This is a genomic window from Polynucleobacter sp. JS-JIR-II-c23, from assembly GCF_035011225.1.
Taxonomy (GTDB): Bacteria; Pseudomonadota; Gammaproteobacteria; order Burkholderiales; family Burkholderiaceae; genus Polynucleobacter.
Window position 1 is genome coordinate 1907677 of sequence record NZ_JAYGQT010000001.1, and the last position, 16443, is coordinate 1924119.

At 47.0% G+C, this 16443-nt stretch carries 16 protein-coding genes and 1 pseudogene; 8 read left to right on the forward strand and 9 right to left on the reverse strand.

Annotation, left to right across the window (positions count from 1 at the left end; translation table 11 throughout):
• Positions 1-4: 4 nt before the first annotated feature.
• Positions 5-970 (reverse strand): magnesium/cobalt transporter CorA, encoded by a 966-nt coding sequence (corA, locus tag VC159_RS09790; protein ID WP_215358999.1) that lies wholly within the window; start codon positions 968-970, stop codon positions 5-7.
• A 73-nt stretch (positions 971-1043) separates the two neighbouring features.
• Between corA and pyrF the strand changes: the two genes are divergently transcribed.
• The gene (gene pyrF / locus VC159_RS09795; RefSeq protein ID WP_323473467.1) at positions 1044-1889 is read left to right on the forward strand and encodes an orotidine-5'-phosphate decarboxylase; all 846 of its coding nucleotides are present in this window, start codon (positions 1044-1046) and stop codon (positions 1887-1889) included.
• A gap of 17 nt (positions 1890-1906) precedes the next feature.
• Here pyrF and mtgA read toward each other — a convergent pair whose 3' ends face one another.
• Genes mtgA through mpl form a run of 6 tightly spaced genes read right to left on the reverse strand, consistent with a single transcriptional unit; the run spans position 1907 to position 8736 of the window.
• Entirely contained in the window at positions 1907-2662 is a 756-nt protein-coding gene (gene mtgA / locus VC159_RS09800) for a monofunctional biosynthetic peptidoglycan transglycosylase (protein ID WP_323473468.1), read from the reverse strand.
• A 9-nt stretch (positions 2663-2671) separates the two neighbouring features.
• Positions 2672-3577 carry a shikimate dehydrogenase gene (gene aroE / locus VC159_RS09805; RefSeq protein ID WP_323473470.1) on the reverse strand — a complete coding sequence of 302 codons (906 nt, stop codon included), beginning with the start codon at positions 3575-3577 and terminating at the stop codon, positions 2672-2674.
• A gap of 56 nt (positions 3578-3633) precedes the next feature.
• Entirely contained in the window at positions 3634-4521 is an 888-nt protein-coding gene (locus tag VC159_RS09810) for a TonB family protein (protein ID WP_323473471.1), read from the reverse strand.
• Complete coding sequence (locus tag VC159_RS09815; RefSeq protein WP_323473472.1) at positions 4505-6556, reverse strand: ribonuclease catalytic domain-containing protein; 2052 nt, start codon at positions 6554-6556, stop codon at positions 4505-4507. Before VC159_RS09815 ends, VC159_RS09810 begins: the two co-directional genes overlap by 17 nt.
• A gap of 2 nt (positions 6557-6558) precedes the next feature.
• On the reverse strand, positions 6559-7293 hold the full coding sequence (locus VC159_RS09820; protein WP_323473473.1) for a beta-ketoacyl-ACP reductase: 735 nt from the start codon (positions 7291-7293) through the stop codon (positions 6559-6561).
• Positions 7294-7335: 42 nt separating this feature from the next.
• Positions 7336-8736 carry a UDP-N-acetylmuramate:L-alanyl-gamma-D-glutamyl-meso-diaminopimelate ligase gene (gene mpl, locus VC159_RS09825; protein WP_323473474.1) on the reverse strand — a complete coding sequence of 467 codons (1401 nt, stop codon included), beginning with the start codon at positions 8734-8736 and terminating at the stop codon, positions 7336-7338.
• Between the two features lie 26 nt (positions 8737-8762).
• Between mpl and VC159_RS09830 the strand changes: the two genes are divergently transcribed.
• From VC159_RS09830 to VC159_RS09860, 7 genes and pseudogenes are all read left to right on the forward strand, one after another.
• On the forward strand, positions 8763-9290 hold the full coding sequence (locus tag VC159_RS09830) for a TlpA family protein disulfide reductase (RefSeq protein WP_323473475.1): 528 nt from the start codon (positions 8763-8765) through the stop codon (positions 9288-9290).
• 218 nt (positions 9291-9508) lie between these two features.
• Complete coding sequence (gene aroQ / locus VC159_RS09835) at positions 9509-9967, forward strand: type II 3-dehydroquinate dehydratase (protein WP_323473476.1); 459 nt, start codon at positions 9509-9511, stop codon at positions 9965-9967.
• 26 nt (positions 9968-9993) lie between these two features.
• On the forward strand, positions 9994-10455 hold the full coding sequence (accB, locus tag VC159_RS09840) for an acetyl-CoA carboxylase biotin carboxyl carrier protein (protein ID WP_323473477.1): 462 nt from the start codon (positions 9994-9996) through the stop codon (positions 10453-10455).
• A 52-nt stretch (positions 10456-10507) separates the two neighbouring features.
• Positions 10508-11872, forward strand: a complete 1365-nt coding sequence (accC, locus tag VC159_RS09845; protein ID WP_215362568.1) for an acetyl-CoA carboxylase biotin carboxylase subunit — start codon at positions 10508-10510, stop codon at positions 11870-11872.
• 15 nt (positions 11873-11887) lie between these two features.
• Positions 11888-12808 (forward strand): annotated as a pseudogene (gene prmA / locus VC159_RS09850) (50S ribosomal protein L11 methyltransferase); the annotation flags it as partial.
• A 12-nt stretch (positions 12809-12820) separates the two neighbouring features.
• Complete coding sequence (locus tag VC159_RS09855; protein WP_323473586.1) at positions 12821-13417, forward strand: DUF3426 domain-containing protein; 597 nt, start codon at positions 12821-12823, stop codon at positions 13415-13417.
• Positions 13418-13469: 52 nt separating this feature from the next.
• Positions 13470-14429 carry a carbohydrate kinase family protein gene (locus VC159_RS09860; RefSeq protein WP_323473478.1) on the forward strand — a complete coding sequence of 320 codons (960 nt, stop codon included), beginning with the start codon at positions 13470-13472 and terminating at the stop codon, positions 14427-14429.
• 221 nt (positions 14430-14650) lie between these two features.
• On the opposite strand, the gene VC159_RS09865 is transcribed toward VC159_RS09860, so the two are convergent.
• Both VC159_RS09865 and VC159_RS09870 read right to left on the reverse strand, forming a co-directional pair.
• Positions 14651-14899: a hypothetical protein gene (locus tag VC159_RS09865; RefSeq protein WP_371743853.1), complete on the reverse strand. Its 249-nt coding sequence runs from the start codon at positions 14897-14899 to the stop codon at positions 14651-14653.
• Between the two features lie 331 nt (positions 14900-15230).
• Positions 15231-16418 (reverse strand): ribonucleotide-diphosphate reductase subunit beta, encoded by a 1188-nt coding sequence (locus VC159_RS09870; RefSeq protein ID WP_323473479.1) that lies wholly within the window; start codon positions 16416-16418, stop codon positions 15231-15233.
• Between the last annotated feature and the right edge of the window lie 25 nt (positions 16419-16443).

Sequence of the window (16443 nt, forward strand, 5' to 3'; positions counted from 1 at the left end):
CCAATTACTTCATCCAGCCTTTGCTATGGAAATACCAGAGAGGGATGATTGCCGAAACTACCATCGCACCAATTGCCATTGGGTAACCCCAAGTAGCATCTAATTCAGGCATGTGCTTGTAGTTCATACCCCAAATACTTGCTAGTAAAGTTGGCGGCATTAAGGCTACAGATACCACCGAGAAGATCTTGATAATTTTGGATTGGTTCAAGTTAATGAAGCCGACGGTAGCATCCATCAAGAAGTTGATCTTGTCGAATAAGAAAGCGGTATGGTTTTCCAGAGAGTCAATGTCGCGCAAAATTTGACGCGCCTCTTCTTGCTGTTCATCTGAGAGTAACTTGCTGCGCATCAGGAAAGATAGGGCTCTGCGGGTATCCATCACATTACGACGAATACGTCCGTTGGTATCTTCCTCTTTGGCAATGGTTTCGAGGACTTGCTCTGCATCCGCATCATTGATGTCATCCTGCAAGACTCGTTTACCAGCTTGCTCCAGGTTTTCATAAACCTCTTCCAAAGCATCAGCAGAGTACTCAGCATCGGTTGAATACAAATCTAGTAATACATCTTTTGCATTGCTCACTGAACCTGGACGCAAACGCGCGCGCAAGCGAACCAAGCGGAACACTGGCAAATCTTCGTCATGAATTGAGAACAACACTTGCTTGGTCAGAACAAACGCCACCCGAACGTTACGAGAGGTTTCTTCTTCATCCAATAAGAAATCAGTACGGATATGGAGGTGGCCATCATCTGCTTCAAAATAACGCGCAGATGCTTCTAAGTCGCCCAAGTCATCTAACTCAGGCAAAAGTACGCCAAACGCCTCTTTAATCCAAATTAATTCCTCTTCTTCTGGATCAACCACGTCAATCCAGATAGGATTGGCATATTGCAACAATTCATTGCGATCTTCGACTTGCTCTTGAGAGAGGCGGCCATTTTGCAGGACGAACAAGTTGATCATGGTGAACTCCTAAGGAATGTGCGCTAGTTTATCCTATAGAACATGACAGTTTCACTAAAATAAGCCAAATCCAATGAACTCCCGCTCAAATACCTTTAACCAGCAACTCCAGTCCGCATGGGCTTCCCAAGGCAGCATGCTGTGTGTTGGCTTTGACCCAGATCCGAAGCGCTTGCCCCCCTCCCTACAAGGGAATACCGAGGGCATCTATGAGTTCTGCCGAGAAATCGCTGATGCGACCGCGGATTTGGTCTGCGCCTTCAAGCCTCAATTTGCTTACTTTGCCTCCCAAAGAGCAGAGGCCCAACTAGAAAAACTAATCAAGCACCTCAAAGATCAATACCCCCACATCCCAGTCATCCTGGATTCCAAACGTGGAGATATCGGCAGTACTGCTGACCATTACGCCTTGGAGGCCTTTGATCGCTACGGCGCTGATGCTGTGACCGTGAATCCATACATGGGCTTTGACACGATCGAGCCCTACCTAAAGCACACAGGCAAAGGAGTTATTGTCCTCTGCCGCACATCCAATCCTGGCGGGTCCGATTTGCAGTTCCTGAATGTGGCACCCAATGGCGAGCCCCTTTATCTGCATGTGGCCAAGCTGGCTGCACAACAGTGGAATAGTTCTGAGCAGATCAGCCTGGTAGTCGGCGCTACTTTCCCAGAAGAAATTGCCAAGGTACGCGCCATTGTTGGAGATATGCCCTTATTGATTCCAGGGATAGGAGCTCAAGGTGGCGATATTGATGCCACTGTCAGCGCGGGAAAAATAACTGGCAAACCAGGAACAGGGATGATCATCAATTCTTCCAGAGCGATTCTGTATGCCAGCTCAGGCGCTAATTTTGCAGAAGCGGCTAGAGTAGTTGCCATGAGTACTCGTGATGCACTTCGAGCTGCTGCAAACAAATAGTTAGGTAAAACAAGAAATTATTTACCCGAACCGCTCTTTGGGTAAGGCGCCAAGGCAACTCTATCCATGTTTTCTAAGACAAATTCTTGGCGAGCGGAATAGTTAATACTTCCTCGACGGCAATACTGTTGCTTGTCAAAACACTTGGGCGCTGGCAGCGCTGAAGCTAGAGCAGCAGCTTGGTCCCTATCTAGGGCCGCTGGACTTGTAGCGAAATAATGCTGAGAGGCAGCACCAATTCCAAAAATACCTTCACCCCACTCTACCGAATTGAGATAGATCTCAAATAATCTCTGCTTAGAAAGTATTAACTCTAAGAGCCCCGTAATGATGAGCTCCTGGCCCTTGCGCAAATAATGTTGCTCTGAAGAGAGAAATAAATTTTTTGCTAATTGCTGAGTAATGGTAGATCCGCCCCGTAACGCTATTTTGGATTTATTGCCTGCTTGGGTTTTTTGCTGATTCTGCTGTTGATTTTTCTGCCAGGCTTTTTGCATATCCTCAACTCGCACACCCTTGTGCTGAAAGAAAATATCGTCTTCACTGACTAAAACAGCGCGCTTGAGATTATTCGAGATCTTGTCATAAGGCACCCAATGAGATTGCACTGGACAGGTCCAATGCCAAGTACATAAGCGCCAACGCTCTGCTCTCTGAAACGCAGTGCTACTGGGATCAAAACTCATCCATAAAGCAATTTGCAGGGCAAAAAAGATTTGCATGGCGATAAACCCTGCGAGCAAACACTTCACTGGATATAGAAGCCAGCGCATCACGGCAAATTAACTGCGTAACTCTGCTAAGACTGCGCGGGGGTCAATTGCACTCGCTAATTGCGCGCCCCGCCATAGCAAGAATGCATCAGCCGCTTGCTCAACCAACATTCCAAGGCCATCACTCACGCGTGCACCTCGTTGTAAGGCCTGCTGCATGAAGGCGGTAGTTTTACCGTAGACCATGTCATAAGCAAAAGAGCTGGGCACAAAAATATTAGCCACCGCTTCGGGCGTCAATGGAGACTCATCGGTTAAGCCTGCAGCTGTGGCATTAATGACCAAATCAAATGGATACTGAGTTTTTGCAACATCCTCTAAATCAGCCAAAGTGCGCGACTCCAGCGCCACCTCTTTAGAGCCAGCTAAATCTGCGAATAGCTTAACCAACTCATCCGCCTTTGAGCTGGAACGATTGGCAATGATGAGGGACTTAGGGGATTGCTCAAGCAAAGGACCCATCACTCCACGTGCAGCCCCGCCGGCACCGATCAATAAAATACGAGCGCTATGCAGTGCAATACCTTGAGCCAGTAAATCACGTACTAGACCAGCACCATCGGTGTTATCACCGAAAATTTTGCCTTCCGTCTTCCACAAAGTGTTGACGGCACCGGCCAATTGAGCACGCGGTGTTAATACATCCGCTAAATTTTGAGCATCCAACTTGAAAGGTACAGTGACATTCAGGCCTTTACCGCCTGCAGCAAAAAAAGATTGCGCTGCTTGAGCAAATGAACCTATATCGGGCTGAAGACGCCCATAGTGCATCCGTTGCTTTGCCTGTTCTGCAAAGCATTTGTGTATTGCTGGGGACTTGCTGTGAGAAATTGGATTACCCACAACCGCATAAACATCCAAGCCAGCAAAAAGGCTTGGATCGGTGTGTAGGGAGGCGGAATCGGCAGAACTCATGATGACTACAGAATAAGCGAATTTATAAACTGAGTTTGTAAACTTTTTAAATGGTATTAATGGCGCAGCTCGAGGCGATCTACCCCATCACGCGTGAACTCAAAGGTAGAGATCCAATCTAAGACATCGATTTGATTACGCATTTCCGAAGGGAAAGGACCAAATGGTGCGGAGGCTCTCACAATTGCCAGCGCTTGGCGGTCTAGCTCGGGATTGCCAGAACTACGGCCTATCGAGAGCCCATCCTTACCTTGAGCATTTGTAGTGATTCTGCCTTGATTATCAACGCTAACAACAATGACTAGACTGCCGTACAAAGGGCGTCCATTCGCCCTTGGGAAAAAAGCACTTCCGTAAGCCTCAATCTTCTGACGCATCGCATCGTAATAATGTGCAAAGGTGACTGCTTTGGTATTGGCCCCGGTCAATACTTTACGTCTTGGTTCTTTGCCATCAGCTTGCAAGCGTTTAGCTAACTCAGCCTCTAAAGAATTTAATTGGGGAGTGATTTTTTGCTCATCGCCACTCTTGCGACCACCTGAACGAGTGCGTTGCTCATCTAACTTTGCGAGCATTTGCTTTTGCTGTTTTTCTAAGACCTCAAGCTTAGCCTCAGCACCTAATCTGGCGCGATGCATAGCAGTGGCTTCTTGATTTTCTGTTTTGCCGCCACCCTGCAAATCAGCCTGCGCCAATTTGCTGGCTTTCTGAGGAGGGGTTTTATTGCTGGCGTTGACCAAAACAACGCTCAGCGGGGTATTGAGTCTACGATTCTGGATCTCTCCCACACCCCAACGGAAAGACAAAAAAAGAACATGAATCAGTATTGAAGCGCATAGTGCAAATCGAAAAGGGTAACGATTCCAAGCCCCTCGCAGATAAAGCAAAGCCTTACCAAGCCTCTCAGGACATGGAAACTCTAACGATTTAATCTGGGCTAGCATCTTCTTTGGGGTTATCCGAAACCACTTGCTCTGGAGCCTGCTCGGCAACCTGATCAGCCAAAGCCTTTTCGGGGGATTCAATTTTTGCCTCAATTTCCAACACGCGAACGCCAGCACTTAACTGCAGCAAATCTACATCTGCGATCACCACTTCCGCACGGGTCAGACGCGGATGGGTTGCCAATTCAGGAATGGGTAAATGTAGAGGCACCAACTCCACTCTAGACATGCCTTCTTTTAAATGGCGTACATGAACAGTTTTGGATTCACCATCTTGAGTAATCCAACGTAGACACCAATACTTTTCCAAGCGATCTTGAAACTCACCATAAGCTTGATAGCAAGATTCAAAGTCAGCGGCAATACCCATCAAGGTAGCGTCTCTCGGTGGGAATGGGGCAACCATCTTGGCAGTGACACCATGCTTTGCCAGCGCAATTAATTGCCACTGATTCACCAAATCAGAATACCGACGTAAAGGAGATGTACACCAGGCGTAATAGTCCAAACCAAGGCCCTCATGAGGTCCAGGAGTGGTTTGCATCCGTGTACGCAAGGGACCCCAACCCTTTTGAGTTCTGAATAATCCAGGAAGACCATGATCTGCTAAAAGCTGTCCTGAGGCGCTATTACAGAAAATCATCCACTCAGCAACGATCGTATCCAAAATAGAACCGCGTTGACGTGGCATGATTTCTACGCGCTGCACCCCATCAACATCTTGAATCTGAAAATGGAAGTCCCTTGCCAGGGCATTTGGATCTATGACGCCTAACTGCTCAGCACGCAAACCATTTGCTGCGCGCTTCTCTTGACGCCCTGCATGTAGATGTTTGGCCGCTTGCCATAGAGTGGCGAGCTCTTTGCGATAGGGGTAGTTAGAACCCTCGTCCAGCAGGCTTTCCTCACTCACGAGATGCTCAATATTTTCCAGACGCAAATTAGCAGCCATCGGCACCATCTCGGCACGCATCTGCAAGCTCGCTCGATTGGCAACCCCTTCAGCATCAATATCAACATAGATGGATAAGGCCGGTCTAGGCATGCCCTCATCTAATGAAAATTGCTCAATCAGTGAATCGGGCAGCATTGTAATTTTGTCACCCGGAAAGTACACCGTGGACATTCGATTACGAGCGACTTGATCCAATGGATCATCTTTTGTAATGGCCAATCCAGGGGCGGCGATGTGAATCCCCACTCGATGCCCACCCTCGATTGCCGTAACCGATAGAGCATCATCAATCTCTGTGGTGCCCGAATCATCAATGGAGAATGCCTGCACCTGAGCAAGCGGTAGCTCAGCAATAGCAGATGCATATGCAGCTTGATCAACTCCGATAGCGAGGTTGTGCTCCGCGCCATTCGGAAAATGGGCTTTGAGAAACAACCCCTGGTGATACGCCAAAGGCGAATCAATTGCGCCACAACGAATCATCAGCTGCGCCGGAGACTCTCCGGTCTCAGTACAGGCTGCGATCAATGCCTTATAGGCAAAAGTATTTTTATCAGGAGAAAAAAGTAACTGCTTAGCCGAAGATTTCAGCACCTCAGGGAAAGTGCCAGCAACCAACTCCTGCTGCCAAATGGATTGCTGTTCAAGCTCTTTTTGCTTGCGCTCTAAAGCAGCCAAACCAGCCTGCAACTGCTCTAGTGGAGCTCTCTGAAACCGACCACGCCCTTTGCGACGGAAAAATACTGGTGCACCTTGTAAGGCAATAGCTAGCGCAACTTGTTGTGGAATGCTCGCTTGTGAGCCAAAGTACTCATGCGCTACATCAACCAAGCCAAATTCCTCATCAGGCGCGCAATCCCAAAGGAACTGTAAATCAATATCAGCAGTGAGCGTATTGGCCTCATCTATTGCAGCTTGAGCCTCGGGCTTTTCAAAACGCAGCCACACTTCCTTGGCTTTGAGTTTGATCTTTTTTCCAGAAAGACTAGTTGCTTGCCAAGACTCTGCATCGCCAACTCCTGAGGCAGACTGGACTGTAGCGATCTTAATATCGCCACCTTCTTCGTATAAAAGATTCATGCTTAGAGCGAGATCCCGCCGCTGGCCTCTAATGCCACTCCATTAACATAGCTTGCCTCATCGCTTGCTAAGAATAAATACACATTTGCCATTTCTGTTGGGGTGCCTAGACGACCAAGCCAACTGCGCTTTTCAATGTCTTGCACAATATTTGCTGGCATGGCCATGACCATTTCAGTGGCGATAAAACCTGGGCACACCGCATTGACTCGAATGCCTTTAGGCCCTAATTCACGCGCCCATGTTTTTGTAAAACCAATGACACCAAATTTAGTAGCTGAGTAATTGGTTTGGCCAAAATTACCATAGAGGCCCACAACGCTTGATGCGTTGACCACTGCGCCAGAGCCAGCTTCCAACATATGCGGCACGATTAACTGAGTGCAATTAAATACACCCTTCAGATTGACATCAATCACAGTATCAAACTGTGCTTCGGTCATCTTAATTAAGCGTGCATCTTGAGTAATGCCTGCGTTATTGATCAAGATATCAATCCGCCCATGCTTTTGCATTACCTGGTCTACAACTGACTGAATGCTAGCGCGATCGGTGACATTCATGGCATAGCCTTCGGCATTAGGCGTTTTTTCAGCCGCACTATTAACTGCTTCCAGACTGATATCCGTAATAATGACTTTTGCACCCTCTTCTGCAAAACGCTGAGCAGTAGCAAAACCAATACCCTTTGCCGCGCCGGTAATGATGGCTACCTTGTCTTTTAATCTATCGCCCATGATTTGCTTTCTATTTTTGCTTTTGTTATTAATTCTTATTTTTTACTGCGCCGAAATGGCTTTTAATATTTTCTGATGCACGCCACCAAACCCGCCATTGCTCATTACCAAAATGTGATCACCAGGCTGAGCCTCATGCGCAACCGCATTCACTAATGCCTCAAGATCATCAAAGGCATGCGCTTTACCCTGTTTCTGCTTGTTGAGTGGAGATAAGACGTCTGCCAAATCCCAACCCAATGATTCCTTGCCGGCATTAGCGCCGTAGGCAAACACTTTGTCAGCAGCCTCTAGACTTCCAGGGAGTTGAGCTTTCATCACACCGAGCTTCATCGTATTTGAACGTGGCTCCAGTACCGCCAAGATACGTGCTTTACCAATGCGACGACGTAGGCCGTCAACTGTAGTTGTGATCGCGGTTGGATGGTGCGCAAAATCATCATAGACCGTGATGTCATTTGCAACACCAATCGTTTCCAAGCGACGCTTTACATTCTTAAATTCCGCCAACGCACGTGCACCATCTGCTGGAGAGATACCAATATGATTTGCGCAAGCAATCGCTGCAAGTGCATTGAGTTGATTGTGTCTTCCCATCACACCAGAATCAGGCGCCCACTTTACAGTGGCTACTTCTTTACCTGCCTTGCGCACTATAAAGCCATCAGCCTCTTGAGTGATTAGAGACCATTCGTTTGTGAGTTCTTGCCCGAACCGCTCTACAGGCGCCCAAGCGCCACGCGTAATCACGCTCGCCAATGCAGGCTCCTCACCATTTACGACCAGTAAACCATCGCCAGGAACAGTGCGCACTAAATGATGAAATTGCGTTTCGATTGCCGCAAGATCAGCAAAAATATCAGCGTGATCAAACTCTAAGTTATTCAATAGAGCAGTACGTGGTCGGTAGTGAACAAACTTACTGCGCTTATCAAAGAAAGCGGTGTCATATTCATCGGCTTCAATCACAAAATATTTGCTCTCACCTAAACGTGCAGAGACAGTGAAATTCAGGGGCACGCCACCAATAAGATAACCCGGCTTGTAGCCATTGAATTCCAAAATCCAAGTCAACATAGCTGAAGTGGTTGTCTTACCATGCGTACCCGCTACGGCCAAAACATGGCGTCCATATAAAACTTGTTCACCCAACCATTGCGGACCAGATATGTAGGGCAGTCCTTGATTCAGAATTGCTTCCATCAATGGGTTGCCGCGAGAAACCACATTGCCAATTACGAATAAATCAGGCATGGTCTCAAACTGAGATAATTGATCGGGGGAGAATCCCTCAATCAGTTTGATACCTTGAGCTTCAAGCTGCGTACTCATTGGTGGATAGACGTTGGCATCGCAACCAGTAACACGATGCCCAGCTTGCCTCGCAATTGCGGCAATGCCGCCCATGAAAGTACCGCAAATGCCCAAGATATGTATATGCATTAGCGAATTTTAGCGAAGGAGTTGCAATGAACCGCAGACAATTGATCATCATCGTCGCAATTAGTCTTTTGGCACTCCTTGGGGGTGTACTAACCTCCCAGTGGATTTATAAAACTGGATTGGCCAGTGATCCTGCCGTAAAAGCATTTTTTGCGAATTCTTGGCAAACCCCGGATGGGAAAACAGTGAATACCCAAGAATGGCAGGGGAAAGTGCTGGTGGTGAACTTTTGGGCCTCCTGGTGTCCCCCCTGTGTCGAAGAAATGCCTGCTTTAGATAAGCTTCAGCAAGAGTTCTTACAGCAAAATGTCTTATTTGTCGGCATTGGTATCGATTCACCCTCTAATATTCGTGAATTTCTTTCAAAAACACCCGTGAGCTATCCGATTGTGATTGGTGGTCTTGAAGGCAGCAATCTTTCCAAGCAGCTGGGAAATTCCCAGGGCGCCCTTCCTTACACCATCATCATCAATTCCAAAGGTAAGGCTAGCTACAGCAAATTAGGTAAGATAAGCGAAGATGACATCAGAAGAGCAATTAAATCAGATTTATAAGTATTTTTAAGCTTAAATAGATTTATCCAGCTATCAATTTTTGCCTAATAATTAAGCATTAATTCTGATATCTACCTTTAAAATTGATGAAAATTCCCGTTTTTGCACCGAGTTTTTGATCTTTTCCCATCCTTTAAAAGGTATACTTCCCTTCATAAGCAATCGAGCATGAAGTTATTTAGCAATTTACGCTTAACTGCCTCTAAAAACAGGGATCTATGTCGAAAAAAGCTTCAATTCTCGTAATTCAGGGCCCAAACCTAAATCTATTAGGCACCCGTGAACCTGATGTTTACGGGAAAACTACCCTAGAAGATATCCACCAAAAGCTCGGCGAACTGTCAAAAGCACAGTCCGTTGACCTCGGCACTTTTCAAAGCAATCATGAAGGTGAGTTAATTGACCGCATTCAAAAGGCTAAACAAGATGGGGTTGATTTCATCATCATCAACCCAGGCGCCTTTACCCACACAAGCGTTGCATTACGCGACGTCTTGGCTGGGGTAGCTATCCCTTTTACCGAAGTCCATTTATCCAATATTCATCAGCGCGAAGAATTCCGTAAACACTCCTATTTGTCCGATATTGCGACTGGGGTGATTTGTGGTCTTGGCGCGATTGGCTATGAATTGGCCCTGCAAGCAGCTATTGCTCGCTTGCAGAATAAAACTATTTAAAGAATGACAAGAGAGGAAGCACTCGTATGGATCTGAGAAAACTAAAAACCTTGATCGACCTAGTTTCTGAATCAGGCATTTCAGAATTAGAGGTAAATGAAGGCGAAGATCGCGTTCGCATTGTGAACACCGGATCTCCTGCGCCCGCTGGCCAAATGGTTTACGCCAATCCAGCACCTGCGATGCAAGCTGCACCAGCAGCTAGCGCACCTGTTGCAACAGCTCCTATCGCTGAAGCTCCCGCGACTGAAACTGGCTCTATTGCACGCTCACCAATGGTTGGCACTTTCTACCGCGCCCCAAATCCAGAGTCTCCGAACTTCGTCAACATTGGCGACACTGTCAAGGTAGGTCAAACGCTTTGCATTATTGAAGCAATGAAGTTACTCAATGAAATCGAATCCGAGCATGCTGGCGTGATCAAAGAAATTCTTTGTGAAAACGGTCAAGGTGTTGAATTTGACCAGCCGCTTTTCATCATCGCTTAATTGACTACCTTTAGTTCAATTCCAATTCACTGTTACTTAACTCAGAGCCGACATGTTCGATAAGATTCTGATTGCCAATCGGGGAGAAATTGCTCTCCGCATCCAACGCGCATGCCGCGAGTTGGGAATTAAAACTGTGGTGGTGTACTCCACAGCAGATAAAGAAGCGAAGTATGTAAAGCTTGCCGATGAAGCGGTTTGTATCGGGCCGGCGCCATCTCCGCTCAGCTATCTAAATATGCCTGCGATCATTTCTGCAGCGGAAGTTACCGACGCAGAAGCAATTCACCCTGGTTACGGCTTCCTTTCTGAAAATGCAGACTTTGCAGAGCGGGTTGAGAAATCTGGCTTTGCCTTTATTGGTCCCACTGCTGCATCCATTCGCTTGATGGGTGATAAGGTTTCTGCAAAACGCGCCATGATTAAAGCTGGTGTTCCTTGCGTACCTGGATCAGAGGGCGCACTTCCTGATAACCCAAAAGAAATTATTGCAACCGCAAAAAAAGTTGGCTATCCAGTAATCATTAAAGCTGCTGGCGGTGGTGGTGGTCGTGGCATGCGAGTGGTTCACACTGAAGCTGCGCTGATCAACGCTGTCAATATGACCCGAGAAGAAGCGGGTCGTGCCTTTGGTAACCCAGAAGTCTATATGGAGAAGTTTTTAGAAAAACCTCGCCACGTTGAGATTCAGATTCTTGCTGACACCCATGGCAATGCGATTTGGTTGGGTGAGCGCGATTGCTCTATGCAGCGTCGCCACCAAAAAGTCATTGAAGAAGCGCCAGCACCAGGCATTGATCGTCGTCTTATCGCCAAAATTGGCGAGCGTTGCGCAGAAGCCTGTCGCAAGATTGGCTATCGTGGCGCCGGTACCTTTGAGTTTCTCTACGAAGATGGCGAATTCTTCTTCATTGAGATGAATACCCGTGTTCAGGTGGAGCATCCAGTGACAGAAATGATTACTGGTGTGGATATCGTTCAGGAACAAATTCGTATTGCGGCTGGCCTGAAACTCAGCTATCGCCAAAAAGATATTGTTTTCCGTGGTCACGCCATTGAGTGCCGCTTGAATGCCGAAGATCCATTCAAGTTCACCCCGAGCCCTGGCAAAATTGGTTCATTCCACATGCCTGGTGGCCCCGGTATTCGGGTTGACTCACATGCCTACAGTGGTTACGTGGTTCCATCAAACTATGACTCCATGATTGGTAAGCTGATTTCTTACGGCAATACTCGTGAGCAAGCCATTCGCCGCATGCAAATTGCGCTCTCCGAGATGGTGATTGATGGCATTACAACCAACGTCCCGCTTCATCGTGAACTCATGCTAGATCCGAACTTCATTGAAGGCGGCACCAGCATTCATTACTTAGAGCATCGCTTAGAAGAGCAAGCTGCGAGTCGCGGCAAATCCTAATGATGAAAGCGCTTCATGTCTTATCGTGAACTGGTATTCACGGTAGCCGCCGAAACCGCTGAGCCTTTGGGTGATGCGCTTTTGGATTTAGGTGCCCTGTCCGTCACCGTTGAAGATGATGCTGCTGGTGGCTACGACGAAAACCCCCTCTACGGAGAGCCTGGACTTCATCCAGAAGTACAAGCATGGGACAGGTCGTCAGTAACCGCTCTCTTTAATCCAGAGATTGATGCTTCAGGTAGTGCAGAATTTATTCCCGAACTACTCGCATCCCTTAAAGAGGTAGGCTTTCATCTAGCACCTCCTCAAGAAAAAACAGTTGAAGAACAAGACTGGGTTCGCTTAACCCAAAGTCAATTTGCACCGATTCAGATTGGTGAGCGGATTTGGGTAGTGCCATCTTGGCACGATGCGCCAACGGATCCCAATGCGATCTGCCTTGCGGTTGATCCAGGTCTCGCATTTGGCACTGGCAGTCACCCAACCACGCATTTGTGCCTTCTTTGGCTTGAACAACAAAGTCATTTGCAAAATCAAAGTCTCTTGGATTACGGTTGTGGCTCAGGCATATTGGCAATTGCTGCTGCAAAGCTGGGCTGTAAACCAGTGATCGGCACCGATATTGATCCGCAAGCGATGGTTGCTGCTCGCAGTAATGCAGAAATCAATAACACCACCATTCGCTTTGTCTTGCCAAACGAAGGCGCACTCGAACTGGCTGCCGAAACCAAATATGACATCGTGATGGCCAATATTCTGGCAAATCCACTGCAAGTTCTTGCTCCTGCCTTAGTCAACAAGATGAAAGTAGGCGGACGTATTGTTTTATCTGGTGTACTTGCCCGCCAAGCAGAAGAAGTAATTGCTACCTATAGCCAATGGCTAAAGCTCTCCGTTTGGAAAGAGAGTGAGGGTTGGGTTTGCTTGCACGGCACCTTAAACAAGGATTTGCAAAGCAACTCTGAATCTACTTTTGCTGCACCTGCTCAAAAAAAAAGTCTTAAGTTCGCCCTTCTAACTGCTTTACTTCTACTACTCCTAGTTTTTGGAGAGCATCTCTCCAGAAATTCATTGCTTCCCGCATTAGCGCCACGCATTGATGAAACATCGAATTCCATTTCCGTTAGTGCGTTTCATGTTTTACAACATATCGATGCAAAACTTTGTCGTGCACTAGGATGTCTAGATCGCACTGTGAGCGATTTTTCTGCATGGAAAATAACTTCAGCCGCACTTGCGGCAGAAAACGCGCGAGAAGGCCTTAAAAACCCTGCAAATCAATCTCTACTGCAAGTGGAGATACAAAATCGTCTAGCTATTGCCGTTTTAGCTCCAAATTTAGAAATTTCTTTAACTGATGCAGAAGAATCTGAAATCAAATCACTGCAATTTACTCCACAAGAGTGGCTACCTAAAGCTTGGCAAGAATCTCATCCTGATTTTTTAAAAAAGGGGATCCCTTCTGGCGAAATGCTGCAGCTTGAGTTGCTTATTTCTCTTCCGCTGAATGCTGCGGGCTATCGTGTTCGAGTGCTCTACCCCTAAATCAATTCATAAACACTACATTTACGCCCAATTTTTATAAAGAAAGTAATTTATGGCTAGCTTGATCTGTGGCTCCATTGCCTACGACACCATCATGAACTTTGAAGGCAAATTTGCCGATCAAATCCTGCCTGAGCAGATTCATATTCTGAATGTAGCTTTCTTGGTACCAACTATGCGCCGTGAATTTGGCGGATGCGCTGGCAATATTGCCTACAACCTCAATCTTTTGGGCGGCGATCCGATCATCATGGCTACAGTGGGTGGTGATGCTGCGCCCTACATGAGCCGCCTTCAGCAACTCAAAATTGATGCAAGCCATATTCGCCAGATCGATCAAGCCTTTACTGCGCAAGCGATGATCACCACTGATCAAGCCAATAACCAAATCACGGCTTTCCATCCGGGTGCTATGGGTGAATCCCACCTGAACCAAGTCTCGGCAGTTGTGGCTGAGCGTAGCAAGAACGCTAAGGGTCCTGCGAAATTAGGAATTGTTGCACCCGACGGTCGCCAAGGAATGTGGGAGCACTGCCATCAACTAGCCGATGCCAATATTCCCTTTATCTTTGACCCAGGCCAAGGTTTACCAATGTTTAACGGTCCCGAGCTTCTGGAATTGGTCGATATCGCCAGCTACTTGGCGGTAAATGACTACGAAGGAGAAATGCTTTCTCAAAGAACGGGCTTGAGCTTGGCCAAAGTAGCGGAACGAGTCAAGGCACTGATCGTTACCAAAGGTGCCGAAGGTGCTGATATCTACTTTGAAGGTAAATGCATTTCGATTCCGCCAGTACCAGCTGCAAAAGTAGTAGATCCAACAGGTTGCGGGGATGCCTTCCGCGGTGGATTGCTGTTTGGTCTAGAAAACGGCATGGACTGGGATACCACTGGTCGCCTAGCTAGCTTGATGGGTTCAATCAAAATTACCCATCAGGGACCACAAAATCACCAACTCAGCAAAGATCAGATCTCCGCACAATTTAAAGCAGCATTCGGCTTTAGTTTCTAAGTAAAAACAGCCTAGGTGCCTAGGCTTACTCATTTCTCAATCTGGAAATAAAAAAAGGGGTCTCGTGAGAGACCCCTTCTAGTAACACCCGTCCAATTAAGGACGTGTGCCAGTTGGGAAGGGCCAAGCAGCGGCAGGATTCAACGCACTAGTCGCTGGTGCAGCTTTCTTAGCCGCGGGCTTTTTTACAGCAGAGCCCGCTTTCTTCGCAGCAGGCTTACTTACTTTTTTTTTGCTACGCGCTTCTTTGCAACTTTTTTAGCTACTTTTTTAGCAGCTGGCTTTTTAGCAGCAGCTTTTTTAGCAGCAGGACGCTTCTTAGCTACTTTTTTAGCAGCAGGCTTCTTAGCAGCAGCTTTTTTAGCAGCAGGACGCTTCTTAGCTACTTTTTTAGCAGCAGGCTTCTTAGCAGCTACTTTTTTCTTAGCAGCTGGTTTCTTTGCAGCAGGTTTTTTCTTGGCGATTGCCATATTAATACTCCTTCACGTGAGGATTAGTACAAACTACATTAAGAAGACCCGACCACTCATTTCCGCCTGGTTTTGCAACCTTTTGGATCTGACGAGCGAGCCATTCATCGGCGCGCGGCTTGATGCTAGGTGCTGCACGCTAATGAATCCTGGAAAAAAAGCCGTGGTCCCAAAGGACAACGGCTTCTTAAATGTGCTGGAAAAAATGGAGAGAATAGCCCAGACACCCTTGAGCAAGGGTTTTCGGATTTGAGTCTGTTTTTGCTGACTTCTTAAACTATCCAACCGTCTAATCTCCAATTTAGCCGGCTATGCGCTTACTTACCGCTTACTACTCCCAACTTAGCGCACCGCCAGTTTGATACTCAATAACGCGTGTCTCAAAAAAGTTTCTTTCTTTCTTAAGATCAATCATTTCTGACATCCATGGAAATGGATTCTCTTCATTTGGGAACATCGCGTCAAGTCCTATTTGCAAACATCTACGATTACAGATGTATCTTAGGTACCCTTTGAACATCGGAGCGTTCAATCCGAGCACTCCGCGAGGCATCGTATCTTCGGCATAACGGTACTCTAATTCGACCGCTTTTTCGAAGATGGATTTGATCTCGTCTTTGAACGCGGAAGTCCATAACTGCGGGTTCTCCAGCTTGATTTGGTTAATCAAATCAATGCCAAAATTGCAGTGCATAGACTCGTCGCGAAGGATGTATTGATACTGCTCAGCAGCACCCGTCATTTTATTTTGACGACCCATTGCAAGTATTTGCGTAAAACCAACATAAAAGAACAAACCTTCCATCACGCAAGCAAAAACAATGAGTGATCGGAGCAACTTTTGATCGTTTTCTAATGTGCCAGTCTGAAAATTCGGGTCAGTTAAAACATCAATAAACGGAATTAAGAATTGATCTTTGGCGCGAATGGATTCAATTTCGTTGTACGCATTGAAGATTTCAGCCTGATCTAAGCCTAAAGATTCCACAATATATTGGTACGCGTGGGTGTGAATTGCCTCTTCAAAAGCCTGGCGCAATAGGTATTGGCGGCATTCTGGAGCAGTAATGTGGCGATAAGTACCCAAAACAATGTTGTTTGCCGCCAAAGAATCTGCAGTCGTAAAGAAACCCAGATTGCGCTTGATGATGCGACGCTCATCCTCTGTCAGGCCATTCGGATCTTTCCAAAGCGCGATATCGCGGTTCATATTGATCTCTTGTGGCATCCAGTGATTTGCACAACCGGCTAAATACTTCTCCCAAGCCCACTTGTACTTGAAAGGAACCAACTGATTAACGTCAGTCTTGGCATTAATAACGCGCTTGTCAGCGGCATTGACACGCAAGGCTGCACCACCAACTGCAGCAGCTTGCGCTGGAGCAGCAGTAGCAGCAACTTGGGGAGCTACTTGAGCAACCTGATCTACCTGTGGGCGCTGCGGCTCAACTGCAACCGGTTGCGGTGCAAGATTCGCCTTGGCTAGTGCCGGAGCGACTTCCTCTTCCCAATTCAACATAACTTTCTCCTAATTCTTCTATTCT